The 25,815-nt window shown below is 43.0% G+C and carries 24 protein-coding genes and 1 pseudogene; 11 read left to right on the plus strand and 14 right to left on the minus strand.

Annotation, left to right across the window (positions count from 1 at the left end):
• Positions 1–94 precede the first annotated feature (94 nt).
• Positions 95–1,222: an AI-2E family transporter gene (locus LZZ98_RS05985; RefSeq protein WP_237787070.1), complete on the minus strand. Its 1,128-nt coding sequence runs from the start codon at positions 1,220–1,222 to the stop codon at positions 95–97.
• A 131-nt stretch (positions 1,223–1,353) separates the two neighbouring features.
• On the minus strand, positions 1,354–1,998 hold the full coding sequence (locus tag LZZ98_RS05990; RefSeq protein ID WP_237787071.1) for a ParA family protein: 645 nt from the start codon (positions 1,996–1,998) through the stop codon (positions 1,354–1,356).
• A 119-nt stretch (positions 1,999–2,117) separates the two neighbouring features.
• Between LZZ98_RS05990 and LZZ98_RS05995 the strand changes: the two genes are divergently transcribed.
• Positions 2,118–2,585, plus strand: a complete 468-nt coding sequence (locus LZZ98_RS05995) for a Holliday junction resolvase-like protein (RefSeq protein ID WP_237787072.1) — start codon at positions 2,118–2,120, stop codon at positions 2,583–2,585.
• Positions 2,586–2,936: 351 nt separating this feature from the next.
• Here the strand turns inward: LZZ98_RS05995 and LZZ98_RS06000 are convergent, their stop codons facing one another.
• Positions 2,937–3,554 carry a class I SAM-dependent methyltransferase gene (locus LZZ98_RS06000; protein ID WP_237787073.1) on the minus strand — a complete coding sequence of 206 codons (618 nt, stop codon included), beginning with the start codon at positions 3,552–3,554 and terminating at the stop codon, positions 2,937–2,939.
• Between the two features lie 174 nt (positions 3,555–3,728).
• Here LZZ98_RS06000 and LZZ98_RS06005 point away from each other — a divergent pair, with 174 nt between their 5' ends.
• A complete protein-coding gene (locus LZZ98_RS06005; RefSeq protein WP_237787074.1) occupies positions 3,729–4,289 on the plus strand; it encodes a hypothetical protein in 561 nt (186 codons plus the stop codon).
• 52 nt (positions 4,290–4,341) lie between these two features.
• Positions 4,342–4,749: a protease inhibitor I42 family protein gene (locus LZZ98_RS06010; RefSeq protein WP_237787075.1), complete on the plus strand. Its 408-nt coding sequence runs from the start codon at positions 4,342–4,344 to the stop codon at positions 4,747–4,749.
• A 281-nt stretch (positions 4,750–5,030) separates the two neighbouring features.
• On the opposite strand, the gene LZZ98_RS06015 is transcribed toward LZZ98_RS06010, so the two are convergent.
• Complete coding sequence (locus LZZ98_RS06015) at positions 5,031–5,363, minus strand: HopJ type III effector protein (protein WP_237787076.1); 333 nt, start codon at positions 5,361–5,363, stop codon at positions 5,031–5,033.
• A 155-nt stretch (positions 5,364–5,518) separates the two neighbouring features.
• Here LZZ98_RS06015 and crcB point away from each other — a divergent pair, with 155 nt between their 5' ends.
• The gene (gene crcB / locus LZZ98_RS06020) at positions 5,519–5,899 is read left to right on the plus strand and encodes a fluoride efflux transporter CrcB (protein ID WP_237787077.1); all 381 of its coding nucleotides are present in this window, start codon (positions 5,519–5,521) and stop codon (positions 5,897–5,899) included.
• A 108-nt stretch (positions 5,900–6,007) separates the two neighbouring features.
• On the opposite strand, the gene LZZ98_RS06025 is transcribed toward crcB, so the two are convergent.
• The gene (locus LZZ98_RS06025) at positions 6,008–6,262 is read right to left on the minus strand and encodes a type B 50S ribosomal protein L31 (protein ID WP_237787078.1); all 255 of its coding nucleotides are present in this window, start codon (positions 6,260–6,262) and stop codon (positions 6,008–6,010) included.
• Between the two features lie 107 nt (positions 6,263–6,369).
• Positions 6,370–7,668, minus strand: coding sequence for an ABC1 kinase family protein (locus tag LZZ98_RS06030; protein ID WP_237787079.1), 1,299 nt, complete (start codon positions 7,666–7,668; stop codon positions 6,370–6,372).
• A gap of 212 nt (positions 7,669–7,880) precedes the next feature.
• Here LZZ98_RS06030 and LZZ98_RS06035 point away from each other — a divergent pair.
• Positions 7,881–7,949, plus strand: a pseudogene (locus LZZ98_RS06035) (DUF1737 domain-containing protein); the annotation flags it as partial.
• 109 nt (positions 7,950–8,058) lie between these two features.
• On the opposite strand, the gene LZZ98_RS06040 reads toward LZZ98_RS06035, so the two are convergent.
• Complete coding sequence (locus LZZ98_RS06040) at positions 8,059–9,417, minus strand: MATE family efflux transporter (protein ID WP_330848193.1); 1,359 nt, start codon at positions 9,415–9,417, stop codon at positions 8,059–8,061.
• 36 nt (positions 9,418–9,453) lie between these two features.
• The gene (locus LZZ98_RS06045) at positions 9,454–9,915 is read right to left on the minus strand and encodes a DMT family transporter (protein WP_237787080.1); all 462 of its coding nucleotides are present in this window, start codon (positions 9,913–9,915) and stop codon (positions 9,454–9,456) included.
• A gap of 124 nt (positions 9,916–10,039) precedes the next feature.
• Here LZZ98_RS06045 and hemW point away from each other — a divergent pair, with 124 nt between their 5' ends.
• Positions 10,040–11,194, plus strand: a complete 1,155-nt coding sequence (hemW, locus tag LZZ98_RS06050; RefSeq protein WP_237787081.1) for a radical SAM family heme chaperone HemW — start codon at positions 10,040–10,042, stop codon at positions 11,192–11,194.
• 10 nt (positions 11,195–11,204) lie between these two features.
• On the plus strand, positions 11,205–11,795 hold the full coding sequence (locus tag LZZ98_RS06055; protein WP_237787082.1) for a hypothetical protein: 591 nt from the start codon (positions 11,205–11,207) through the stop codon (positions 11,793–11,795).
• 245 nt (positions 11,796–12,040) lie between these two features.
• On the opposite strand, the gene LZZ98_RS06060 is transcribed toward LZZ98_RS06055, so the two are convergent.
• From LZZ98_RS06060 to hemF, 5 genes are all read right to left on the minus strand, one after another.
• A complete protein-coding gene (locus LZZ98_RS06060; RefSeq protein ID WP_237787083.1) occupies positions 12,041–13,000 on the minus strand; it encodes a YncE family protein in 960 nt (319 codons plus the stop codon).
• 136 nt (positions 13,001–13,136) lie between these two features.
• Entirely contained in the window at positions 13,137–14,960 is a 1,824-nt protein-coding gene (locus LZZ98_RS06065; protein ID WP_237787084.1) for an acyl-CoA dehydrogenase C-terminal domain-containing protein, read from the minus strand.
• Positions 14,961–15,355: 395 nt separating this feature from the next.
• Positions 15,356–16,144, minus strand: a complete 789-nt coding sequence (gene aroE / locus LZZ98_RS06070) for a shikimate dehydrogenase (protein ID WP_237787085.1) — start codon at positions 16,142–16,144, stop codon at positions 15,356–15,358.
• A 160-nt stretch (positions 16,145–16,304) separates the two neighbouring features.
• Positions 16,305–16,511 (minus strand): hypothetical protein, encoded by a 207-nt coding sequence (locus LZZ98_RS06075; RefSeq protein WP_237787086.1) that lies wholly within the window; start codon positions 16,509–16,511, stop codon positions 16,305–16,307.
• A gap of 279 nt (positions 16,512–16,790) precedes the next feature.
• Positions 16,791–17,735, minus strand: coding sequence for an oxygen-dependent coproporphyrinogen oxidase (hemF, locus tag LZZ98_RS06080; protein WP_237787154.1), 945 nt, complete (start codon positions 17,733–17,735; stop codon positions 16,791–16,793).
• Positions 17,736–18,010: 275 nt separating this feature from the next.
• On the opposite strand from hemF, the gene hemN reads away from it, so the two are divergent.
• A complete protein-coding gene (hemN, locus tag LZZ98_RS06085) occupies positions 18,011–19,375 on the plus strand; it encodes an oxygen-independent coproporphyrinogen III oxidase (RefSeq protein ID WP_237787087.1) in 1,365 nt (454 codons plus the stop codon).
• Between the two features lie 110 nt (positions 19,376–19,485).
• Here hemN and ribA read toward each other — a convergent pair whose 3' ends face one another.
• Positions 19,486–20,088, minus strand: a complete 603-nt coding sequence (gene ribA, locus LZZ98_RS06090; protein ID WP_237787088.1) for a GTP cyclohydrolase II — start codon at positions 20,086–20,088, stop codon at positions 19,486–19,488.
• A 308-nt stretch (positions 20,089–20,396) separates the two neighbouring features.
• On the opposite strand from ribA, the gene dxs reads away from it, so the two are divergent.
• The 3 genes from dxs (at position 20,397) to LZZ98_RS06105 (ending at position 25,681) form a co-directional block, all read left to right on the plus strand.
• Positions 20,397–22,304: a 1-deoxy-D-xylulose-5-phosphate synthase gene (gene dxs / locus LZZ98_RS06095; RefSeq protein ID WP_237787089.1), complete on the plus strand. Its 1,908-nt coding sequence runs from the start codon at positions 20,397–20,399 to the stop codon at positions 22,302–22,304.
• Between the two features lie 115 nt (positions 22,305–22,419).
• A complete protein-coding gene (locus LZZ98_RS06100) occupies positions 22,420–23,250 on the plus strand; it encodes an inositol monophosphatase family protein (protein WP_086174483.1) in 831 nt (276 codons plus the stop codon).
• A gap of 544 nt (positions 23,251–23,794) precedes the next feature.
• On the plus strand, positions 23,795–25,681 hold the full coding sequence (locus LZZ98_RS06105; protein WP_237787090.1) for a DEAD/DEAH box helicase: 1,887 nt from the start codon (positions 23,795–23,797) through the stop codon (positions 25,679–25,681).
• Positions 25,682–25,815 lie beyond the last annotated feature (134 nt).

A 25,815-nucleotide genomic window follows, 5' to 3' on the forward strand; every position in this document is an offset into this window, starting at 1 on the left:
TTTATAATTGGCATCATTGAAGCAAAGTAAAAGATGCAAGACCACCTGCTTTAAGTAGTGGAATGTATAAGTTTCTTAACTTAGGCTTGCCGGCTTAATTGGGGGGGCGCGTTTCATCATCAATATCATGAGCCAAGGTGGCTTTAGGCATCATTAAACCTTCAGTTTCATTGGTTTCATGCAGCCATTCACGCCAGATTGCCAGTAATACTGCCAAAATGACCGGGCCGACAAATAATCCCACCATGCCAAAGCTGGCCAGGCCACCCAGTACCCCAAACATAATCAGCAAGAACGGAATCTGGGTAGCTCCGGAAATCACCAATGGACGGATCACGTTATCGGCGGTACTGACAATACACACGCCCCACGCCATCACCCCAATCGCCTCAACGGTTTGTCCCTGAGAAAACAACCACAGCGAAACGGAAGTATAGGCAACCGGAGGTCCAAAAGGAATCAGTGCCAACAGGAAGGTGATAATGGTCAGTACCATCGGATTAGGCACACCGGCAACAAAATAGCTGATGCCTGCCAGAAACGATTGGGCAATGGCAGTCAGTCCTACGCCATAAACCACGGCACGTGTGGTTTCAGAAATGGTCTCTAAATAATGATGAATACGCGGACCAATGACCATTTCCAGGGCTTTGCTGACCTGATTTAAAATGGTGTGACCATCACGGTAGAAGAAAAATAACGACATCACGGCAAAGCAGAGCTTGATCATGTTTTTACTGACTTCATTCAGTACCGCTTTCCCGTAATTTAAGTGACCTTGAATCCACAAAGAAACTGACTGAATGGTGCTGTTGGGATCCTGATTGATTTCTCTTAAGGAACGGGAAATTTCTTTGCCCACAATCGGCAGCTGGCGAACAAAGTCAGGAACATTCAGATGACCAGAAAAAACTTGTTTCTGTAATTCGTAATACAGGTTTCGTCCTTCATGCTGCAACATAAAAATAGCAAAGATAATCGGTAAACCCAGTACCAGAACCACAGAAAGAATCATCACTGTGGCGCTCAGGGTCGGACGCTGTCCGCACATGCGTAATACTGACTGATACAGCGGCCAGGTGACATAGGCAATAATTGCCGCCCAAACTACAGGGACAATAAAATATTTGAGTACATTAAAGCTCAAATACATCAGGATGAAAAAGAGTCCAAATAATAAAACTTTTTGTAATGTGGGCGCGTAACGTTGCACTGAATTCACTGACTACTTCCTAAGTTCGGAGTTCATCTTAACCGAAAAAAAAGCTCCCGAGAACGAGAGCTGGGCAAGTTGTGATGAATATTTATTGCGCGCTTAAATTCAGACTTCCTCGTTGCATCCTCTTGATGGCATTAAAACCAGGCGCTGGGATCATCAACAATCGCATTTAACAGCGGTTGCCATTGATCTTGCATGGCCAGATAATTTTTCTGTGTTTTATCAAAAATACTCAGTCCCTGCATGGCAAGTTGAGCATACGCAGTGCGCTCGGAAATCCAGGCCACGGGTTGCTGTTCAATTTTCTGGAAAAAATCCTGTATATCTTTGGAACTGGCAGTGTTTGCTTTCATCCGGTTAGCCAACAGTAAAATCTGTACCTTCCCTTTACGGATGCGTTTAATATCCTGTAAATGTTTCAGGAAACGACGGGTACTTTCAATATCAAAGAAAGACGGCTGCAATGGGGTGATAATCGCGTGTGCTTCACTGATCAACTGTTCAGCATGCTCGCCAGATAAGGCTCCAGGTGCATCAATAATTAAATATTCGATATTTTTAGGTACATCGCCAATTGATTTTTCCTGACGCCAGTCCAGACTTTGAATAGGAGCCGCCTCTTGCGGTCGTTGTTTTAACCATTGCAAGGCCGATTTTTGATTATCGGCATCGGCAAGTGCGACTTTATACCCCTTTTGTGCCAAAGCGGCAGCCAGATTAATTGCAGTAACGGTTTTACCGCATCCACCTTTTTGATTGGCAATTAAGATAGTTTTCATGACCCTGATGATTTTATTCTGCTCAGTCCTAGCATATCATTGTTTGATGCAGTGAATATGACTCGGGACAAAAGTCTTAAGGCATAAGTAGCGGTAATTTTTGCAATTAAGGAAAAATAATGTCCATTTGGATGGCAATGCTGATTGGGGCGTGTATTGGTGTGGTGCTCACCACCATGATTTTAAGCAATACCCGGAATGGACGCATTAAAGCAGAGTATGAACAGTACATTGCAGAACTGGAGCTGGAGCATCAGCAGGCCTTGGCTCATGCACAAAAACGCAGTGTCAATACCAGCCGTGCGGTGCTGAAAGGCAAGATGGCAGAGCAGCTGGCGCCGATTATGCCCCAGTTTCAATATTTACCCAGTGATGCCAAATTTCTGGGTGATCCGGTCGATTATGTGGTTTTCGATGGCTATACCGACCTGCGGGATGGCGAAGGCAGCCCTGAAGATATCGAGGTAGTGCTGATAGACATTAAAAGTGGCGGTGCACGTCTGACCAAGGGCCAACAGGCGATTGCCCAGGCCATACGGGAAGGGCGGGTACGTTTTGAAACGGTACGCATCGATTTTGATGATTAAAACGGCGGTATTCATCCACGCCATTGTATTTCAGTTAACCTGAGTGCGACTTAAATATTTCTATAACCTATTGAAAAAAATATTCTTGGCGGAATCTTACCAAGTTCTCACCCAATTTCAGGATCAGCCTGAGGCTCGCCCTACCTTGCGAAATATATTTCTCATTCGGGAAAATGAGAAGCTGAAAGCTTCGCAAGAAAATCACCTTGCAGAGCAGTGCTCCTCACTGCAAAACCTGTTATCTTCTTGCATTTATTAAAATATATCGCAGAAACATTATCTTTTTTACACTACGCAGGTTACAGATGACGTTTCCGAGTATCATATTTTTTGTCGAACTCAGGTCAGTTATTATTTTTGCACCCGGGCAAACAGCATGCGCTGGGCAATGCCAGGAACGCCAGCTGCATCTAGATAATGTTTTTCCTTAAAGCTGAAATGTGCATCTATTAAGGCCTGCTCAATATTGCGGTTGAGATGACAGCCATCTGCCAGGCGTTTTTGAACGGGTGTCAGCAGGTTTTGCAGATGTTGCAGCGTAGGTCGGTCAGACAGCACATGTTCGACCAGGTGCAAAGTTCCGGTCGGCTTGAGCACGCGATGCAATTCAGCCAAGGCCTGATCCAGATATTCGATACTGCAAAGGGTCCACGTACTGACTATATGCTCGATGCTATTGTCGGCAAAAGGCAGTTTTTCTGCACTGGCCTGAACGTGCTGCACATGAATGGCGCTTTCATGCACGCGTTTAATCGCGAGCTGATAAATATCGGCATTCGGTTCCAAAGCGTAGAGCGTATCGACATTTTGATAAAAAGGCAGATTGACCCCGGTACCAAAGCCAATTTCCAGTACTTCGCCTGCAATAGGTAACAGCAGTTCACGGCGCTGATCCATCAGGCTGGGTGTTTGCATGACTTGATTGAGTAAATGCGGAAAAATATGTTGTTGGTAAAATTTATAAATCATTGATCACTTAATTTTTCTTGCTTTATATCGTTTTATTTTAACCAAAATTCGGGTCACGGAATAAGACAAAAAAGTGACTGAATATATCTCTATTGTTACCAAGTCCATATAGTTATTTAAGTTTACTGATTTAAGATTAAGTTATAAATCAAGAAATTTGTTAGGGGCATACAGATGATCAGAGCAATATTATTCAGTACTTTACTTGCAGCCAGTATGTTGCAGGTGAGTGCGAGTGCCTCTGTCGATCATAATATTTCCAAAGGTCTGGCTCCGGTATCTAAAGACCAGTCGATCAAAAAATTGCAGCCCTTTAAAGGGGATTTTCGTATTTTGGGTTCGAAAATCTATACCAGCGATGAACAAGCCAAGTTTTCGCCCATTGATTATGCCGTAAGCTGGGGGCTGTTTGCCGAGCCTGAAATTGCACGGCATATCTCGGTCAATCAATATGACCGCTTTTTAAACTGGAAGATAGATCGCCTGCCTGTACCTGCCGAGCAAGCCATGCAGATGGTGTCGAATATGCACATCATTCCTGCCACCCCTCAGATTGCCAAACAGATTCAAAATGTAAAACGTGGAGATTTGGTGCGGCTAAAAGGTGAGCTGGTGGAAATTAAAGACAAGAATCTGGTGTGGACTTCATCTTTAACCCCAACCGATACGGGTGATGGCGCGTGTGAATTATTCCGTGTCAGTTCCATTGAATGGATTGAGCGGGTCAAAGGTTAATCTGGCATCTAGTCAGTAATAAGTGTAATAAGATGGGAAAAAGAGTAGGTTGATGAAAGCTTTAGCGCTATGTCTTTCGGCAGTACTGGGGTTTAGCCTAGTGGGGTGTAGTAGCGTGAGTCCAACGGTTGATGGCAAAACCCATGTTTATTCCTTAAAGCAGCAATGTCCGACTTTGCTGGAAATGAATGTTGGACAAACCCTGGAACTCACCTTACCAGAGAATCCGACTACAGGTTATATCTGGCAAGTGGCAAAGCCGCAAAATATCTTAAAAGTTGAAGAAATTTATCAGCAAGACCCGCTCAAAGGCCAACAGGCAATGGTAGGTGTGGGTGGTGAAAAGTTATTTCGTTTTTCTGCGCTGCAACCGGGTGAAGAATGGATTCACGTGAAACATAGCCGGCCCTGGGAACAGAACGCAATTGATGAGTGGCGTTGTCGGGTTCGGGTTTCTTAATTTAATAATTTAGTATTTGTGTGAAGCTTACTGTTGGCACAGCCTTATTTTTCTTTAAAAGTCAAAAGTACTTTGTGCAGGCTTTAATCCTACTTTTGACAGGCCAAAAGTAGGCAAAAGCCTTTGTTACCCACACACAACATCCGTGTTGTGGTGGGCAACATGTGGCATCCCTGCCACATTCGCGTATCTGAAGCTTGTTGTAATAAAATTTCGGGTGATCAATAGAGTAAAAAAAAGCCCGCTTTATTAAAGCGGGCTTTTTATATTCTAAGAGTAACTTATTTTGCTGTTAAAGCCTGACCTGCAAATTGAATGCCATCCCAGCCATTTTGCATAAACTGGCGAATGTTCTGGTGGTCTGTGGCTTCAGGGGTTGCTAGTACGGCAGCATAGTGTTCAGCAAACAGGCTTAAGGTTTGGGCCTGATCTAAACCATTGATTTGGGCAAAAGAAAATACTTTAGCACTGCCTTGATTTTCCGTTGCAGCATTGGCCTGTTGGCCATTTTTGAATGCTGTTGCAGTGTGGTTATAACGTGCATCAATGTACGCAATCACGTCTGCAAATTTGATTTCACCTGCTTGAAGCTGTGCCAATAAGTCCTGAGCCATAATTTCCTCAATTCATAGAAAAAAAAGTTTAAAAACCACGTGACTATAACAATTTTTACTGCGGCATTTCATTACAATTTCAGCGCATTTGTGCGGTATAGTGAATAAAGCATTTATACAATCTTGATCTTTGACTCGATAAAACTGGAACAGATATGAATTGGCTACTGGTAGCTTTAGGGGGAGCAGTTGGCGCAAGTTTGCGTTATGGTGCAGGGGTATTTCTATTTAAACCGAGCAGCGGATTTCCGTGGACAACATGGTGGATCAATATTTGTGGCTGTTTGCTTGCCGGTATTTTCTTTGCCTATAGCCAAAAATTTCCTGTTTTGCAAAATGAAACACGCCTGTTTTTGATGGTCGGTATTTTAGGCGGCTTTACCACCTTTTCCAGTTTTGGTCTGGAGACCTTCCAGTTATTAAAGCATGGCCAAATCGCTCTGGCTTTAGGTTATGTCATTTCCAGTGTGATCACAGGAGTTATTGTTTTGGCTGTGGGTTTTTATCTGTTTCAGGGCTTATTGCAGAGTCGATAACAGCTCAAAATTTTTGTCATATCAGAAAAAAAGAAGCCCAAGCTGGAGGAGATGGCTTGGGCTTTTCAAGTCTTAAGATTAACCTTGAAATCTTAAAACAGTATGAATTTAATGTGAGCGTTTGAAACGTGCGAAACGTTTATTAAAGCTTGCTACACGGCCTTCATTGCTGGTTTGACGTTGTTCACCAGTATAAAACGGATGAGAGGCACTGGAAATATCCAGAGTCACATAAGGATAAGTCTGGCCTTCATATTCATGGGTCTGAGTCGGTTTTAACGTGCTGCCAATAACAAAATAGACATCTGCATTGGTATCGTGGAACAGTACCTGTTGATAGTCGGGGTGGATATCTGGACGCATACATTTCTCCATCGTATATTTTAAATTTAAAGAAATGTTATAACATAACAATTATCGAGTCAAATAAAACCCGGTAACCCTAGGTTAACCGGGTGGGTGTGGCGTGATCACACTCGAGGCGGCACCAGCTCCTCAAATAAATCATTCAGATTATCATTCACTTTTAAATGAATTAAATTCCAGTAATGTCCGGAAACCGTGCGGTTAACCATTAAGGTATCTGGTGAAGGCTTAAACACATCCCAATATTTTAATGACGGTTTCAGCAATTCGACGCCATCATGATGGGCAGAGTTTTCGGCAAAATCGTAATGGGTGATCAGCGGACGCATCAACACTTCCAGCCACTGGAGATATAGATTTTCAGGAAACTTGCCTGGCGTGGTTAGGGAATGCAGGTCATCCAGCTTCTGTTCCATTTTGGCAATATTGCCTTCACGGGCGGCATTAATCAGGGTCTTGAAATTCGAGACAATTTCAGTGGACAGGGTTTTGACACCGCCATAGTCGTAAATAATCACCGTTCCATCTTCACGAAAGGCAAAGTTGCCCGGATGCGGGTCACAGTGGAAACGTTTCAGATAAAAAATTTCCTGACCAATGGCACGGAACAGGCGGCGACCCAGTTCATTACGGGTGTCTTGAGACCAAGTACTGGCGGTTTCCATGCTTTCGCCATGTTCCATGCTTAATGTTAAAATGTGACGCGAAGAATAATCGGAATAGACTTGAGGAATAATAATCTTGCTGTCTAGAGTTTCATGGAAGGTACGTGCAACTTGCAGATTTTGCGCTTCGACCTGGTAATTCAGCTCGTTATCCAAACTTTCCTGAATTTCATTGAACAGTTGATCCTGCAATTTACGGTCAATTTTCAGCACACCCATTAAACGCAGGGCCAAGCGTACCTGTTTCAGGTCGCTTTCGCAGGCCTCATCCACACCCGGATATTGTACTTTGACCACCACCTGCTGACCATTCGGCAAAGTGGCTTTGTGCACTTGGCCAATAGAAGCAGCCGCAAATGGCTGTTCATCAAAACTTTTAAAGATTTGCAGAATGGGTTTACCCAGTTCTTTTTCCACTTGTGCTTTAATTTCGGCAAAAGGCATGGCAGGTGCCTGACGCTGTAATTTGCTGATGGCACGGGCCACTTCAGGCGGGAAGATATCTTTATATTGTGAAGCAATTTGCCCCACTTTCATGACCGCACCTTTCATTTCGCCAAGCGTATCGGCAATCTGCAAACCGATATCCTGAAAAAGTTTACTGCGCGAAGCATTTTTTTGTTCTTCATCGGCATTAAAATTTTTAATGGAATTTGAGACTGTTTTGGTTGCAATACTTGCCGTCATACTGGCAAGTTTCATAAAGCGACGACCGGGTGTGCTAGCCGTTTTTGCCATGCGAGATTCCTCGAAGATCATCATCAATGATATGTCTCTGATCATAGGCGACAAATGGCAAACTGCCTAATTTAAATTGTTAAGGTTTTGTTTGTATTTAATTTTCATTTGAATTTTTAGCTATTTTGAGAGAGTTGCGGTAGATTTTCTTATCCCACGGTACACTGGAAGCAAATTAGAATAATGCCTAGGTTTAATACATATGATATGTGATGAAAATTTATCGTTATTTAACAGGCAAAGATGATGTGCATTTTTGTGCTCGAGGAGTGACCAAGGCTTAAAAGATGCGATGGCTGCACAGCAATAAGCACTTAACTAAAAAGTGAAGACTTTAAAAAAAGCGAAGTCAAAACTTCGCTTTTTATGGGTGAATCGCTGGTTTGTGAATTAAACCCGCTGCACTAAACGTTTATTGTTCATATATAAACGGGTTAATAACAATACACAGGCGACAGTTAAACCGACAATCAAGCCGACCCAGACCCCAGCAGCCTGCATTTGGGTAAAACGCGCCAGATAAACCCCAACCGGGAAGGCAATGACCCAGTAAGCAATCATGGTGATCCACATTGGGCCTTTGGTGTCCTGCATACCGCGCAGGCAACCTGCCGCACTGACCTGCCAGGCATCCATCAGCTGATAGGCCATGGCAAATAACAGCAGATACAATGCGACTTGAGTCACGTCATAATTCGAAGTGTAAATAGAAACAATTTCTGGCCGGAAAAACCAGATCAATGCCATGGTGGCGATGGCAAACACAGTGCCGGTGGCCAAGCCCAGATATTGCACCTTATGCATCGCCTGCCAGTTTTTTTCCCCATAATAGGTGCCGACACGAATGGTCAGCGCGATGGCCAGCGACATCGGAATCATAAACAGTTGTGAGGTGACGGAAATGGCAATCTGGTGCGCTGCCACCAGGGTTTCACCCAGCGGGCTGAGTACAATGGCGGCGGTACTGAAAATACTCACTTCAAAAAAGATGGCTAAACCAATCGGGAAGCCGAGTTTTAAAATGCGCTTAATCCAGTAAGTATCCATCTTTTCAAAGGCTGCAAAGGGCTGGGTTTTAGCATAAGCCTTGCCTTTAAACACATAGATGGCCAAAGCGATAAACATCAGCCATTGCAAAATAGCTGTGGCAAAGCCACAACCTGCTGAACCTAATTCAGGAATCGGCCCCAAGCCATACATGAAAATAAAGTTGAGCGGTACCAGAACAACTAATGCCACCAGACTAATGGCAGTCACAGGGCGTGGATGACCCAGTGCTTCCGAATAGCCACGTAGTGCCGCAAACATGGTTACGGCAGGCATACCCAAACCAATGGCATGCAGGAACAAGCTGGCTTTGGGCAGCAAGACTTCAGGTACACCCAATACAGGTAGCAAGAACGGCATGACTTGTAAAATCAGCGCAGCGATGATCCCCAGAATCAATGCGATCCATAGGGATTGCCGTGCAATAGTGGCAATTTTTTCGGGCGTACGTGCACCGTTGGCTTCAGCAACCAAAGGTGTAGTGGCAATCATGATGCCGCTGAACAGCAGCATGACCGGAATCCACAAGCCTACCCCGACAGCAATGGCAGCAAGATCAACCGGAGATAGATGTCCGGCCATAATGGTATCAATCAGTCCCAGACCAGCTTGGGAAAATTGAGTCACCAAAATTGGAATCATCAAATGAAAGAGCTGTTTTAATTCATAACGAGTCGTTGTAACCGACGAGGCATTAGACACAAAAAATACTCATCATGTGCTTAGAATAATGAGGTGTTAGCGTTGTAAAGTGAGAAGCACACCAATAAAAATCACCACGCCACCTAACAGGCGTTGCCAATGGATAGGTGCTTTTTCTGTTCCGAGTAAACCAAAATGATCCAAAACCATTGAAGTGAGCAGTTGACCAAAAATAATTAAACCGGACAGGGTTAGAAAACCGAGTTTGGGAGCGGCATAAATACTGAGGCTAATGGCATACACGCCCAGAAATCCGCCCAACCATAAATACCACGGCAGTTGCACAAAAGTTGCAAATCCCGGTTTTTCTAGCGGCTGAAAAAACACCAATATGGCCAGCAGTATTGTACCAACCAGAAAAGATAAAAGGGCAGCTTGTAAGGGGGAATTTAAATATTCTCTTAACTGGCTGTTGATTGCAGTCTGAAAGGTCATGGCGATACCAATCCCCAGAGTCAGGGGCATGAGCAACAATAACTGAGCAGATATTTTCATCATTCTAACAATTTAATTCTTCTGTAGTTTTTTCTAGTGTACTGATATTCATTGTGAGATTTTATCGGTGTCCTGATGCAGTCATGTTAAAATATGCATCTTCCTTTACCCATTTCGAGCTTGTTCCTTGGCTGAATTAAATCCTGCACTGGTTCCTTTATCTTTATACATTCACATGCCGTGGTGTGTGCGCAAGTGTCCATATTGTGACTTTAACTCGCATGCCGTCCCGGATGGAAAACTGTCCTTAGATTTGGAACAGCAATATTTACAGGCTTTGGTCGAAGACTTTAAAACCCAGATCGACTTTGTCCAAGGACGTCAGATTCATAGCGTATTTATTGGTGGAGGTACGCCGTCACTGATTTCTGCCAAAGGTTATCAATGGCTATTTAGCCAGTTAAAAGCACTGATTCCTTTTGAAAATGGCTGTGAAATTACTTTGGAAGCCAATCCGGGAACAGTGGAGCATGATCCCTTTGCGGGATATTTAGAGGCCGGGATCAACCGCCTTTCGATTGGTGTACAGAGTTTTAATACAGAACACCTGAAAAAATTGGGGCGTATCCATAGTAATGATGATGCGATCAATGCCATTCATTTGGCCCGTGAAGCAGGCTTTGAACGCGTCAATGTCGATTTGATGCATGGACTGCCTGAACAGACTCTGGAACAAGCCTTAAATGATTTAAAACTGGCGGTGGAAAATGGCGCAACCCATGTGTCGTGGTATCAACTGACCATTGAGCCGAATACGGTATTTTTCCGTACCCAACCGGTTTTACCTGTGGACGATGTGCTGGAAGATATTCAGGAACAGGGCGAGGCTTATTTAAAAGCCAACGGTTTTGTGAATTATGAAGTATCAGCTTGGCGTAAGGAAAAACCTTCTGCACATAATTTAAATTACTGGCAATTTGGCGATTATCTGGCGATTGGGGCAGGGGCACACGCTAAAGTGACACGACCTGATGGCGTGTACCGTTTCCAGAAAACCCGTTTACCGAAAGATTATTTAGCCAAAGTGCCGGCAGAGCATCTTCAATTTAAAAAGATTGAAGATGAAGACATGCCGTTTGAATTTATGATGAATGCGCTACGTTTAAATGATGGCGTAGAAGCAAAACTTTATCACGAGCGTACAGGTTTGAGTTTAGAAGGTTTGAATGAGCTATTAACGTCGCTACGTTCACGTAAATTGATGGTTGAAGATCAAAACCATTTGTCTTGTACAGAGCAGGGGCATGTGTTTTTAAATTCGGTGTTGGAAGAGTTTTTATAAGGAGAGACATATGACGTTTCGATTAAATTTTTATGCAGAACAAGCATTTTTGTCTCATGTCGAAAAAATTTTAAAAAATCATGAAGATGAAGCTAAGAATGAAAAATATGATAATCATCATGAATTTGCTACTTGTATTATTTTATTATATTCCTCATTAGAATCAGTTATAAATAAAGCTTGGATTTTATGTGATGAAAATAAATTTATTACTGAAATTGAAAGAAAAGGAATAGAAGATAAATTTATTGAGTTAGTTGAATATCAATCACTCTCTAAGTTGGATTTTGGAAAGAAACCTTATCAAAGCTTAAAAATATTAAAAAAAATGAGAGATATTTTGTGTCACTTTAAAAATGAAAATTTTGGTCTTTACAATAGTGAATGGAAACGTGTTCCAGATAGTTTGACTCCTAAAAAAAATGAAGCAGCAATTCACTCAATTGATTGGTTAAAAATGCTTATGTTGGATTCTATAAAAGAACTTTATGATGATACATTGTTGATTATTAATGATATTGTGGATAAGGCTGATTTGAGTGATTCAAATGAATTTGAATTTATTAAAACAGGAAATTATGTCCCGATGTTGTTTGGATAAATAATATTAACGATGTTTAGGTGGCATTGATTTTTTATCAAAATGATGCGCAGGTGGATGCTTATGATCAAATGCTGGAGCTGCCATTGCAGCAAGAAGATCGATCATAAGAGAAGAAATTATTTTCTTCATTATAGAAAATAGGGGGGTAATTTAAGAGTTTGAGTTAAAAAATGATCAGTATATTCTTTCATGAGATTTAAAAAATAGATTATAAGTATTTAATTTTAATCAGATATATTATTTTATTTATTGATTTTCATTCGATAAATACGGCCCAAGAATTGTCCAGTATTTCCTATGCTATATAAAATGTAGAGCTGATGGTTTTGACTATCTACCGTTAGACCTTCTGGCTCCCAATATTGAATGGCATGACCGGATGTAGTATCAAAATGACCCAGTGTCACAGCATTCATTTTTTGAAGCAGTTTGCCTGCGAAGTCATAAACATAGATTCTTTTCGGACCTTTATTTTTATTGCCACTTAACAGATAGATATAAGTTCCATCGGTGCTCAGGCCCTGAAATGCACAGTGATCTTGCGTGAAACTGGCATTAATCGGCCATTCATCTTCATATAGAAAACGAATATCGGTTAAATTTTTTTGAGTGATTAAATCGAATTTAAAAATACGGATCACATTTGTTTTATGGTGATTACCTCGCACCAGTAGATATTTACCATCCGGCGTGATTGCAGGCATGGTATTGGTAATTTTATTGTATCTTTTATCAAATACCTGAATAACCTGGGTATTCATAGGTTCTGCATTGGGCATATATTGAAATTTTAAAATATACCAGCCTTTATTGGGAATGCCGGATCCTGCCGAAGCTAACATAAAGTCACTCTGTGGATCGACTGAAATGCCTTGATGACCCACAAGGGGAGAGGGTTTTTGTGCATCCTGTGCCGACCATAAATTGGAACTGTTCAGCTTAAATCGATTAATCACGCCCTGTTCTGGATGGCCCTCGACATGAGTGGTGTATAAAAATTGATTTCGGTGGTCGAGCGCCAAGCCTTGAACAATATGATAATTACCCAGTCCTGTTCTGATCAGGGTAATCGGTTGGGCAGCATCTCCTAAGTTGGCAGGATCAGGAGAATCAAACTCTTGCTCGAGATGATGCGCATCCAAAGGGACGGTTGCACTATATGGCTGATAAAAGCGACTTAGAAACGAAAATAATTTTTTCATCTAACAGGTCACCGGATTGATTTTTTATTATTTTATGCTGTTCAAAACCGCGATGACATTGAGATTATTGTAGTGATAAAAAGAGCGCCGTAGCGCTCTTTTTATTCATTTTAGAATTGGAACTTCACTTTGCAACTTAGTAGTCAAAGCTAAAGTGTTCAGGTGCCAGTGAAGTCATGGTCTTGGATGGATTGACCATTGCTTCAGCATGACCTTGAGTACGTGGCAGGATACGTTCGAAGTAGAAATCAGCAGTTTTGATTTTAGCTTTGTAGAATTCAGGTACTTCCTGACCTTCACCAGAAGCAAGTTTTGCAGAAGCAACCGCAGCTTGCTGCGCCCAGAAATAAGCCATCATCACATAACCAGAGAACATCAAGAAATCAACCGAAGCTGAAGACACGATGTCACGGTCCTTACGTGCAGCAAGCATGATGCGAACGGTGAGTGCATTCCATTGTGCGCAAAGCTTGGTTAAATCCCAAGCAAAACGACGCATATATTTGTTACGTGCTTGTTGGCCACAGAACTTCAAGATTTCAGCAGTGTACTCACGAATCACTTTACCTTTAGAAGTTAGCAGGACTTTACGACCAATCAGGTCAAGTGCCTGCACACCGGTGGTACCTTCATACAGGGTAGAAATCCGTGAGTCACGAACAATCTGTTCCATACCCCATTCTTTGATATAACCATGACCGCCATACACCTGCATACCGTGGTTGGCAGCTTCATAACCCAATTCCGTCAAGAAACCTTTCAGGATAGGCGTGTAGAAACCTAAGTGGTCATCATGCGCTTCATATGCTGCGGTATCACCATGCATTAAAGCATCCGCCATTTTGTCGGCAAGTTGCGCAGCATAATAAATCATTGCACGACCACCTTCAGCAATCGCTTTTTGAGTGAGGAGCATACGGCGCACGTCAGCATGGTGAATGATCGCATCAGCTACTTTTTCAGGGTCTTTCTTACCTGAAAGGGCACGCATAGACATACGTTCTTTGGCATAAGGCAGTGCGCCCTGGAAAGACAATTCTGCATGTGCAATACCTTGAATCGCAGTACCGATACGTGCAGTGTTCATGAATGTGAACATGGCATGTAAGCCTTTGTGTGGCTCACCAATCAGGTAACCCGTTGCATTGTCAAAGTTTAATACTGCAGTCGCTGAAGCGCGGATCCCCATTTTGTGTTCGATTGAACCACAGCTTACAGGGTTGCGCTCACCCACTGTACCATCAGCATTTACCATGAATTTTGGCACGATGAATAGCGAAATACCTTTGGTACCTGCAGGAGCATCTGGAAGGCGTGCGAGAACGATGTGAATGATATTTTCTGTTAAATCGTGTTCGCCGGCAGAGATGAAGATTTTAGTCCCTGAAATGGCATAGGTACCATCTGTCTTTGGTTCAGCCTTGGTTTTAACCTGGCCTAAGTCCGTACCACATTGTGGTTCGGTGAGGCACATCGTACCTGACCATTCACCAGTGACCAGGTTAGGCATATAGATATTTTTTTGTTCTTCACTACCGAACTGAAGAATGGTATTCATACAGCCGACACTTAGACCCGGGTACATCTGGAATGACCAGTTTGCAGTACCCATCATTTCTGATTTGATTAGGTTTAATGATTGAGGCAGGTTTTGACCGCCAAATTCTTCAGGGAAAGAAAGACCTTGCCAGCCACCTTGAACGAATTGGTCGTAGGCTTCTTTAAAACCTTTTGGTGTTTTTACTTCACCATTTTCAAAGTGACAGCCTTCTTCATCACCCGATTGGTTTAAAGGAGAAAGTACGTTTTCACAGAAATCTGCTGCACCTTCAAGAATCATGTCTACAGTGTCAGCATCTGCCGCTTCACCATTTGAAAGTGTTTTGTAGTGTGCCGGGTAATCAAGCACTTCGTTCATTAAAAAACGAATATCATGCAAAGGGGCTTTATAAGCTGGCATAGTGTTAATCCTAATTTAGAAATAGTATTGGATTATTCGAATCGATAATTTGATTATTCACATTGTTGATAAAAATACATTGATGATGCAGCCTCAGAGAAATGTCAGAAAGGCGAATTGAAGAGCTTATGATCCAACTTGATGTTTAAATAAATTATAGGGTCTGGTAGGATTTTTTGCGCCTGTTATTTTTGATTTTTTACATAAAAATATAATTAAATGATCATGTTATTGGGGCTTTATAAATAAAGATAACGAATTTTTATTCATATAATAAGGAATATTTATAAAATAATATGAATGTCATAAAATCCAATTGAAAACCAGTTATGCTGATAAAAACTGAAAAGAAGCAGAGGTTTACTTCTTTTCAATTAGTTTATTAATACCATTTATTAAAGAAAATCTTTGAGTTCAGGCTTGACCCCGTTCCAAATCGAGAAAGATTCGATCGCTTGTCCAACCAGCATGCCATAACCTTCTGAAGTTGGAACACCGCGTGCTTTGGCTTGATCTAAAAAGCTGGACGGTTTGCCATAGGCCATTTCATAGGCATGTTTAAATTGAAGACTTTCAGGTAAAACTAGAGCATCACCGCTCAAACTTGCTGAAGTGGCATTAATGACAATGTCAAAATCACCGGCCAGGTCTTGCAATGAAATGGCTGCAAGAGTGGCTTGAGGAACTGCTTGTTGTAAATCGGCCACCAGTTGTTCTGCGCGTGCTAAAGTCCGGTTGGCAATCACGATTTTTTTCGCACCTGCCTGTACTAAAGGGTAAATCACCCCGCGGGTTGCACCGCCCGCACCAATAATCAACAGCTTAGTATTGTCTAGCTTCCAGTCTAACGCTTTAATCGCGTCAACCAGACCTTGACCATCAGTATTGTCACCATACAGCTTGCCATCCTGCATCCACAAAGTATTTACAGCCTTGGCAATTTTGGCACGTTCGGTTAATACCGCGCAGGCTGCAAAAGCTTGCTCTTTGAAGGGCACGGTCACGTTCATACCCATACCGCCCTGAGCAAAAAACTCTTGAATATTGGATTCAAAGCCATCCAGTGGAGCAAGACGTTTGCTATAGACAAGATCAATACCGGTTTTTTCTGCAAAAGCATGATGCAGTTCTGGAGAGCGTGATTGTTCGATTGGATTGCCAACCACTGCGAATTGTTTGCTCATTTCACAAGATCCGTGTGCGGAAATGGCATTCAATATACGTGATTTCCCCCCCAGGCTAAAGCCAGCACCACGAGGAAAGTTAAAAAAGAGCAGGAGGAGCTGAAATCGTTTGGGTTGAATTGCTCAAGTGAATCAGGACAAACTTTAAATTCAAATACTGTTAAGGATTACAAATTTCATGCACTCGGTCTTCAAGCCACATGGCTGCAGTAAAAAACAAGGCAAAACTTGCAAACACAGTAAAGCTAATGGATAAGCTATCGGCAAGGGTGTTGTCTGAAAGCAAGGTAATGCTGATCGAGCAGACCATCAGGGTTACAATCGACCAAAATAGAATGGCCTTGTGATTTAGAATCATATTAAGCATAGTTATCTTCCTTCAGCATGAATTATTGTATTTGTGCATGCTGTGCATATTCGCGATGATGGTGAATTGAATGATTCAGTCTAAACGAATTTTGTGACATATTAGCGTCTGGTGCTGTAAGGAAATATGTCAGTTTTTCTTGTATTAATGGCATGGTTAAGTATTTAAGTCATCTTAAGATATTGATTTTAAATATTTGATGTGCCGATTAGATTTTAAAATTTATTTCAATAGAAAAATCCCTCTTTCTGCTCAGAAAAAGGGATAGAAACTTTTAATTTATTTTTTAAGTTCGCTTAACCAGTCATGCGGTTTTAAATAATAGTTGGTTAAGCGTTTTTCAGGCGAATTTTCTTCCCACTCGGGACGATACGACCAAGCAGCAAGCGGTGGCATACTGACTAAAATGGATTCAATGCGACCACCGGTTTGTAGACCAAATAAAGTGCCCCGGTCGTAGACCAGGTTATATTCTACATAACGGCCACGACGGTAAAGCTGAAAGTCGCGTTGTGCTTCGCTATACGGCTTATCCTGATTACGTTGAAAGATAGGAAGAATCGCTTCCAGATAACCATTACCCACGGCCTGAATATATTGAAAACAGGTTTCAAAGTCCCACTGATTCAAGTCATCAAAGAATAAACCGCCAATCCCACGTTGTTCATCGCGATGTTTTAAGTAGAAATACTCATCACACCATTTTTTGTGTTCCGCATAAACCGTATCACCAAATGGCGCGCAAAGATCATGGGCTTTTTGGTGCCACGCCAGGACATCTTCATCATCTGGATAGAAGGGGGTTAAGTCGAAACCGCCACCAAACCACCATACCGGATCCTGGCCCTCTTTTTCGGCCACAAATAAACGCACGTTGGCATGTGAAGTCGGCACATTGGGATTTTTGGGATGAATCACTAAAGACACCCCCATGGCCTGGGCTTTGGCTCCGGCAATTTGTGGATGACGCTCTGTGGCAGAAGCCGGAAGTTTAGAAATGTTGATGTGAGAGAACATCACACCACCTTTTTCAATCACTATTCCGTTTTGCAAGACACGTGAACGACCGCCACCGCCTTCAGGGCGCTGCCAATCATCAATTTCAAATTTAGCCGTGCCACCATCGGCTAATTCTTGTTGCTCCAAGGCAGCACAAATACGCGCTTGTAAATCGACTAAAAAATCATGCACACGTTGAATATCATTAGAAGTCGGATGTTGCATCAGAACGCTCATGGGGGATTATTAAAGAACTCATCACATCAAAACATAAATTGTATAAAAGATTAAGGATTTTATGCAGCAGGATGTTTTCTTGAAACGGATGCAATCATTTTTGTTCAGGCTTTGCTTCGAAGTGAGCACTGAAAAATATCCCGACTTTTTCACTAGGTTGAATTCTATGATCAAGCTCAGCAAAATGGGTTGAACAGGTGATGCAAAATATTGGCTTGGTTATGGGTATAACTGGCTGTTGCAGTAGAGAGTAGATAGCAACTATGACGAGTTCTTTAATTCAAAAATATAATGTGCCCGGACCCCGTTATACCAGTTATCCAACGGTACCGTATTGGGAAGTCGAGCCATTTTCGCTTGAGCTGTGGAAACAGACCTTAAAGCGTTCCTTTGATGAATCTAACCAAAGCGAAGGCATCAGTCTGTATATCCATCTGCCTTTCTGTGAAAGCCTGTGTACTTTCTGTGGCTGCCATAAACGGGTAACCAAAAAGCATGAGATGGAACAGCCTTATATTCAGGCGGTGCTCAAAGAATGGGACTTGTATTGTCAGTTGCTGGCAACAACGCCGAAAATTAAAGAAATTCATTTGGGAGGCGGCACACCGACCTTCTTTTCGGTGGAGCATTTACAACAGCTAATTCAAGGCATCTTGGCAAAGGCAGAGGTTGCTGCCGAGCATGAGTTTAGCTTTGAAGGTCACCCGAATAATACCACCCGTGAACATTTACAGGCCTTGTATGATCTGGGTTTTAGACGGGTCAGTTATGGGGTGCAGGACTACAATGAAAATGTGCAAAAAGCTATTCACCGTATTCAGCCTTTTGAACATGTACAGCGTGTGACTGAGTGGGCCCGTGAAATTGGTTATACGTCCATTTCCCATGATCTGGTTTTTGGTTTGCCTTTTCAGAGTTTGCAAGATGTGCTGAATACCATTGACCAAACCAACAGTTTAATGCCAGACCGTTTGGCATTTTATAGCTATGCCCATGTGCCGTGGATTAAGGGCAATGGTCAACGCGGTTTTAAAGATGCCGATGTACCTAAAGATCAGCTGAAGCGCCAGCTTTATGAAGAAGGCAAGAAGCAGTTTTTAAAGCATGGCTACCATGAAATTGGTATGGATCATTTTGCCTTAAGTCGGGACAGCATGTATCAGTCTTTTCAGGCCGGAACTTTGCACCGTAATTTTATGGGCTATACCTCATCCAAAACGCAAGTGATGATTGGCCTGGGAATTTCTTCCATTAGTGACAGCTGGTACAGCTTTGCACAAAATGAAAAGAAACTGGAAGATTATTATGCACGTTTAGAGCTGGATGAAATTCCAGTGGTCAAAGGTCATGTGCTGAATACAGAGGATTTAATCATCCGCGAACATATCTTGAATTTGATGTGTACATTCAGCACGTCCTGGCAGTCCGAAGCTATGCAGTTTCCTGAATTGCCCGAAATTTTGCTGCAACTTGCAGAAATGCAGCAGGATCAATTGTTACAGATTGACGAGCAGGGCATCACAGTGACTGAGCAAGGCAAACCTTTTGTACGTAATATCTGTATGGCTTTTGATTTGCGCCTAAAACGCCGTGTTCCGGAAAACCGTATTTTCTCGATGACGATTTAATCTTATTTAATCCCTACAAACCTTCTTTTTTAAATAATACAACACCCTCCTTTAGTAAAGGAGGGTTGGGGTGGATTTGTATCAAAGTCGGGGGGTATGGAAAAAGAGGATTAGAAGTCGCCTTTCTTATACATATGCGCCATGCGTTCATGTTTGGTTTTTAAATACTGGGCATTAAACGGATTTAAGCCGACAGTTAGCGGCACACGATCCACCACATCAATACCCAGTTCTTGTAACGCCTGAATCTTGGAAGGATTATTGGTAATCAATTTCACCTGTTTGACCTGCAAATGGTCGAGCATGATGGTACACATGTCATAGCTTCGTGCATCCGCCGGCAAGTTCAGCATTAAATTGGCATCGACCGTATCATGTCCCTGATCCTGCAAGGCATAGGCACGGATCTTGTTGGTCAGTCCAATGCCGCGGCCTTCCTGACGTAAATACAGAATCACGCCTTGACCGACTTCATTGATTAATTTTTGTGTGGCTTGAAGCTGTGGACCGCAATCGCATTTGAGTGAAGAAAAGGCATCACCGGTTAAACATTCAGAATGAATCCGCACCAATACCGGTTCAGTAGGGGGAGTGTCTAAGCCTTTAGAAAGAGCTACATGTTCTTCACCTGTGTTAGGGTCTTGAAATACCGTGATTTTAAATTCACCAAAAGCGGTTGGTAATCTTGAAGTCGCGACAAACTCTATAGGCACTGCTTAACTCGTTAAATAGTTCATTAATTAGCTAAAGTATAGCTGAATGCTTGGACATTAGTTGAATTGTAAAGATGAATTTATGCAGAAGATTTTCTTTTTTGTATAAAGCGAACGATAATGGTTGATAAATAGTAAGATTATTCAGGATAATCTCGCTCATGAACAAACACCCAGTATAGAGATTTGCCTCTAAACTGCATCGCTAGGAATGTGGCTGATTTAAAGGTGATACAATTCGACCATTGTGCTCGATAACCCGTTTACCTAGCTTAGGATTTGCCAGGCTTTAGAAGGCTTTGCCATTTATGTTGTATACAGAAATACCGACTCACCGCCCTGTAACTCCGTTGCTGGATGCAATTGATCATCCTCAACAATTACGATTGCTCGAGCGCAGCCAATTAGAACAAGTGGCGGATGAGTTACGTCAGTACATTTTGTATGCGGCAGGACAGAGCGGTGGCCATTTCGGTGCCAATTTGGGTGTAATCGAACTGACCGTTGCTTTGCACTATAGTTTTAATACCCCGCATGATCGCCTGATTTGGGATGTCGGTCATCAGGCCTATCCGCATAAAGCCTTAACCGGTCGCCGTGAGCAACTGACTACCATTCGTGCCAAAGACGGTCTGGCTGCTTTTCCGGCGCGTGAAGAATCGGTATTCGATACCTTTGGCGTCGGTCATTCTTCTACTGCAATTTCTGCGGGCTTAGGCATGTCACTGGCACGCCGTTACCAGAAAGATCCGTGTGAAGTGGTTTCCATTATTGGCGATGGCGCAATGACGGCCGGCATGGCCTTTGAAGCCATGAATGATGCCGTTGCCCATCAGGCCGACCTTATGGTGGTGCTGAATGACAATGACATGTCCATTTCATGCAGTACCGGCGGTTTTGCCAAACATCTGGCTGCCATTTGGGAACGCGGTGAATCAGTGAATATTACTGATGAGGGCGAAGCGTATATCCAGCCGCATCCGGAATGGACTTACAATTCACGTTTGCACTGTGCTGCTACTGAAGCTGCGGACAACCTGTTTAAAGCCATTGGTTTTGACTATTTTGGTCCGTTCGACGGGCATGATGTCAATCAGCTGGTACAGGTATTTAATGCCTTAAAAAAACGTAAAGGCCCACGTTTAATTCATGTCTATACCAAAAAAGGCAAGGGCTTTGCTCCAGCTGAAGCCGACCAGATTAAGTACCATGCCATCAGTAAATTAAATACTGCATCTTCAAGCAATGCAGCACCAAAATATTCCGATGTGTTTGGACAATGGTTATGCGATGAAGCTGCACAAGATCAGCGCTTGCTGGCCATTACGCCGGCCATGTGTGAAGGTTCAGGCATGGTGCAGTTCGCCAAACAGTTTCCTGAACGCTTTTTTGATGTGGCGATTGCTGAACAGCATGCGGTAACCCTAGCTGCCGGTATGGCCTGTGAAGGACTGAAGCCTGTTGTTGCGATTTATTCGACCTTCCTGCAACGCGGTTATGACCAGCTGATTCATGATGTAGCCTTACAAAATCTGGATGTCACTTTCGGCATCGACCGTGCCGGGCTGGTGGGTGAAGATGGTCCGACACATGCTGGTGCCTATGACTATGCCTTTATGCGTACCGTACCCAATATGGTGATTATGGCACCTAAAGACGAAAATGAATGTCGTCAAATGTTGCATACCGCCTATTTATATAAGGGGCCTGCAGCAGTGCGTTATCCGCGTGGTAATGGGATCGGTGTTGAAATTCAGCAACAATTGACTGCTCTGGACATTGGTAAAGCAGAAATTGTGGCCAGTTTTAATGAACAGCAAGATGAACAGATCAGTATTCTGGCATTCGGTAGCCGTGTCAGTGCGGCGGTAGAAGCGGCACAAGTCTTGGCAGACAGTCATGATGTTGGTGTGCGTGTCGTAAACATGCGCTTCGTTAAACCTCTGGATGAACAGATCATTGATCAACTGGCTGCAACCACCAGCCTGTTTGTGACTGTAGAAGAACATGCCGTGATGGCCGGGGCAGGCAGTGCAGTGAATGAGTATTTAGCTCAGGCGCAAATTGTTAAACCAATCTTGAATTTGGGGCTGGCAGACATCTTCATGCATCAGGCTTCACATGCACAGATGCTGCAACAGGCCGGGCTAGATGCCAAAGGCATTGAAAGATCAATTGAATTGGCCTGGTTGAAACTTGTGCAGTCGGTGTCCTGATCAGCTTAAAAATTTTAGAAACATTTTTTCCCTAAAAGCCTTCATATTTGCTAAAATGTGAGGGCTTTTATGCATTATTCTTTATCAATATCTTCAAATTTGTAGTGGGTGTTCAATGGAACCTATGGTGGTGATGGCTGCGCGTGCGGCTCAATTAGTTGGTCAAGAGCTTTTAAAAGCGCATCAGAATCGTCATAAACTCGATCTACAAGTCGAAGAAAAAGGGATTGATGGTCCGGTAACGCGTGTAGACCGTTATTTGGAACAATTGACTATCGATACTCTACGTAAAAGCTATAAAAACCACAGCTTCCTTGGTGAAGAGTTCGGTCTGCAAGAAGGTAAAGGTCACGACGCCGACTGGTGTTGGGTGATCGATCCGCTTGATGGGACTTTAAACTTCATTAACGGTTTCCCGCATTTCTGTATTTCTATTGCTGTTCAGCACAAAGGTGTAACTCAACACGGTGTCATTTATGATCCTGTGAAAGACGAGTTATTCTCTGCAAGTCGTGGTCGCGGTGCAATGTTGAACCAACGCCGTATTCGCGTAAATGTCAAAGACAGCCTGCAAAATACTTTCCTTGCCGTAGGTCATGCTTACCGTGCGAAACGTAACGGTGAAGTGATTTCTTATGCGAAAAACCATTTCAATTCATTATTAAACGTGACTGAAGCGGGTGCACAATACCGTCGTGCAGGTTCTGCTGCATTAGATTTGGCTTATGTTGCTGCAGGTCGTTTAGATGGTTATTTTGAACTGGGGCTGAAACCTTGGGATATCGCTGCAGGCGAGTTAATCGTGAAAGAAGCGGGTGGTACTGTAGTGGATGCGCGTGGTGGTGCCGATTCTATGGAAAATGGTCAAGTACTTGCTTGCTCTATGAAAATGCTCAAACCTTTAATGCAAGCTGTTGTTCCAGCTTGGGGTGAAGCAGCCAAGTAAGATCGATTGAATCGAGTGATATGACAAAGAAAAGCTCTCCTTGTGAGGGCTTTTTTTATTCTCGAATTAAATTCATGATTTACTGAAAATACCCGTGGATCAAGGTTTGAGCACATTGTTATTCAGTACGAAAAGGTTACAATATGGATTGTTTGAAAATTAAACAAAATTGAGTTGTAAAATAGGCTGTTACTGAAAAAAACAGTATCTATGCACAATTCGATCGAAAAAAATGATTACTTTTTAAAATGATTCTGTTATTATGCCGCCACGCACTTAAATTTCCGTTCTTTACCTGAACATTATCTTCTAATCATTGTATGCGCGTCCTGTCCATAGAGAGGACATATCCTTCGCGCCCCAATCGCTTAAGCGATTCCTTCAGGTTTGCGGCCGTAATCATGCGTGCGTTATATCCACATCGTCGTTATTCGGATCGCTGCTGAATTCTTATATTTTCAGCTCTAATTGCTGTGCCGCTTTTTGCCGATGTCCATATTGTAATTTATTAAATGGAGCACCCACTTCAGGGTGAATACTCTCTATGAGCAAAACTTTTGCTGATTTTTCCCTCGATGAGTCATTAACACAGGCTCTTGAAGGTTTAGGCTTTACTACGCCAACTCCTGTACAAGAACAAGCGATTCCTGCTGCACTTGAAGGTAAAGACCTTTTAGTATCAAGCCAAACCGGTTCTGGTAAAACTGCTGCATTCTTGCTTCCAACTTTGAATGCGCTTGCAAATCAAGAAACTTTCGTACCGTTTAAAGAGCGTATGAAAGCGGTTACTCAACCATCCATTTTAGTGATTTCTCCTACTCGTGAGTTAGCACAACAAGTATGTCAAGATGCGATTGCACTTGTACGTCACATGAAAGGTGTTCGTGTTGCTGCGATCATGGGTGGTATGCCTTTTGGTAAACAAATCCAGCAGTTAAAAGGCGCACAAGTGGTTGTAGCGACTCCAGGTCGTTTACTTGACTTGGTTAACCGTCGTCAAATCAAACTTGATAAAGTTGACTCATTAATTGTCGATGAAGCTGACCGTATGCTTGACCTGGGTTTCTCTGAAGACCTAGAAGCAATTGGTGACTTGGCTGCAAACCGCAAGCAAACACTTATGTTCTCTGCGACTTTTGCACCACGTATCATTACGCTTGCTGAACGCATGATGAATGATCCAATGCGTATCTCGATCGAAACTGGTCACTCTACAAACACTGACATCACTCAGACTTTGCACTGGACTGATGGCTTTGAACACAAGAAAAAATTACTTACTCACTGGTTAAACGAAGAAGACGTTGATCAAGCAGTAGTATTTGCGTCAACTCAAGAAGATACAGATATGTTGGCTGAAGAACTTGCTGAAGCAGGTTTATCAGTTGTAGCGCTTCATGGTGCTATGCCACAAACTGTTCGTAACCGTCGTTTACGTAGCATCCGTGAAGGTCGTGCAAAAATCCTAGTTGCAACTGACGTGGCTGCTCGTGGTCTTGACGTACCAACAATTTCACACGTAATTAACTTCGGTCTTCCTATGAAGAACGAAGACTATGTACACCGTATTGGTCGTACTGGCCGTGCTGGTCGTACAGGTAAAGCAATTACTCTTGCTACTTACCGTGAACGCGGCAAGATCCGTGCTTTAGAAGACTTCCTAGATGCACGTTTAAATGTATCTGAAATTGAAGGTCTTGAGCCATCTCCACCTCCTGCACGCGGTAGTCGTGATGGCGGTGGTCGTGGTCGTGACGGCGGTGGTCGTGGTCGTGGCGGTTTTGGCGGCGGTCGTGGTCGTGATGGCGGTGGCCGTAGTCGTTTTGAAGGCGAAAGCAACTTCAAACGTCGTGAAAGCGGTGATGATCGTCCACGTCGTAGCTACGATGACAAACCACGTGGCGAACGTCCAGCATTTGGTGGAGAAGATCGTCCACGTCGTGACTTCGGTGATCGTCCAGCTCCACGTCGTGAAGGTGGTTATGGCGACCGTCCACAACGCTCTTTTGATGACCGTCCTAAACGTGATTTCGGTGATCGTCCAGCTCCACGTCGTGAAGGTGGTTTTGGCGACCGTCCACAACGTTCTTTCGATGATCGTCCACAACGTGATTTCGGTGATCGTCCACAACGTGATTTCGGTGATCGTCCAGCTCCACGTCGTGAAGGTGGTTATGGTGATCGTCCGCAACGCAGCTTTGGTGACAAACCGCGTTCTAACGATGACAACCGTGGTAACCGCGTAGATTATAAACCAGCTCGTGAAGGCGCAGATCGTCCACGTCGCGAATTTACTGGTGACCGTCCACAACGCAGCTTCGGCGACCGTCCTAAGCGTGATTTTGGCGACCGTCCGCAACGTAACTTTGGTGAAGATCGTCCTAAACGCAGTTTTGGTGAAGATCGCCCACGTCGTAAATTTAACGACTAAAAACGTTAGATTTTGATAGTAAAAAACCGGTGGAAACACCGGTTTTTTTATGAGACTAATCTTTGACCTTATTGAATAAAAATGTATACTAAGTCATATTTTATTTTCATTCTGTTAAATATGAATAATGAATC

The sequence above is a fragment of the Acinetobacter sp. SM34 genome (assembly GCF_022012365.1).
Classification (GTDB): Bacteria; Pseudomonadota; Gammaproteobacteria; order Pseudomonadales; family Moraxellaceae; genus Acinetobacter.

Bases quoted from the DNA above. Each gene is read 5' to 3' on its own strand.
- LZZ98_RS05990 (WP_237787071.1), bottom strand. From the start codon at position 1,998: ATGAAAACTATCTTAATTGCCAATCAAAAAGGTGGATGCGGTAAAACC.
- LZZ98_RS05995 (WP_237787072.1), top strand. From the start codon at position 2,118: ATGTCCATTTGGATGGCAATGCTGATTGGGGCGTGTATTGGTGTGGTG.
- LZZ98_RS06000 (WP_237787073.1), bottom strand. From the start codon at position 3,554: ATGATTTATAAATTTTACCAACAACATATTTTTCCGCATTTACTCAAT.
- LZZ98_RS06005 (WP_237787074.1), top strand. From the start codon at position 3,729: ATGATCAGAGCAATATTATTCAGTACTTTACTTGCAGCCAGTATGTTG.
- LZZ98_RS06010 (WP_237787075.1), top strand. From the start codon at position 4,342: ATGAAAGCTTTAGCGCTATGTCTTTCGGCAGTACTGGGGTTTAGCCTA.
- LZZ98_RS06015 (WP_237787076.1), bottom strand. From the start codon at position 5,363: ATGGCTCAGGACTTATTGGCACAGCTTCAAGCAGGTGAAATCAAATTT.
- crcB (WP_237787077.1), top strand. From the start codon at position 5,519: ATGAATTGGCTACTGGTAGCTTTAGGGGGAGCAGTTGGCGCAAGTTTG.
- LZZ98_RS06025 (WP_237787078.1), bottom strand. From the start codon at position 6,262: ATGCGTCCAGATATCCACCCCGACTATCAACAGGTACTGTTCCACGAT.
- LZZ98_RS06030 (WP_237787079.1), bottom strand. From the start codon at position 7,668: ATGGCAAAAACGGCTAGCACACCCGGTCGTCGCTTTATGAAACTTGCC.
- LZZ98_RS06045 (WP_237787080.1), bottom strand. From the start codon at position 9,915: ATGATGAAAATATCTGCTCAGTTATTGTTGCTCATGCCCCTGACTCTG.
- LZZ98_RS06055 (WP_237787082.1), top strand. From the start codon at position 11,205: ATGACGTTTCGATTAAATTTTTATGCAGAACAAGCATTTTTGTCTCAT.
- LZZ98_RS06060 (WP_237787083.1), bottom strand. From the start codon at position 13,000: ATGAAAAAATTATTTTCGTTTCTAAGTCGCTTTTATCAGCCATATAGT.
- LZZ98_RS06065 (WP_237787084.1), bottom strand. From the start codon at position 14,960: ATGCCAGCTTATAAAGCCCCTTTGCATGATATTCGTTTTTTAATGAAC.
- aroE (WP_237787085.1), bottom strand. From the start codon at position 16,144: ATGAGCAAACAATTCGCAGTGGTTGGCAATCCAATCGAACAATCACGC.
- LZZ98_RS06075 (WP_237787086.1), bottom strand. From the start codon at position 16,511: ATGCTTAATATGATTCTAAATCACAAGGCCATTCTATTTTGGTCGATT.
- hemF (WP_237787154.1), bottom strand. From the start codon at position 17,735: ATGCAACATCCGACTTCTAATGATATTCAACGTGTGCATGATTTTTTA.
- hemN (WP_237787087.1), top strand. From the start codon at position 18,011: ATGACGAGTTCTTTAATTCAAAAATATAATGTGCCCGGACCCCGTTAT.
- dxs (WP_237787089.1), top strand. From the start codon at position 20,397: ATGTTGTATACAGAAATACCGACTCACCGCCCTGTAACTCCGTTGCTG.
- LZZ98_RS06100 (WP_086174483.1), top strand. From the start codon at position 22,420: ATGGAACCTATGGTGGTGATGGCTGCGCGTGCGGCTCAATTAGTTGGT.
- LZZ98_RS06105 (WP_237787090.1), top strand. From the start codon at position 23,795: ATGAGCAAAACTTTTGCTGATTTTTCCCTCGATGAGTCATTAACACAG.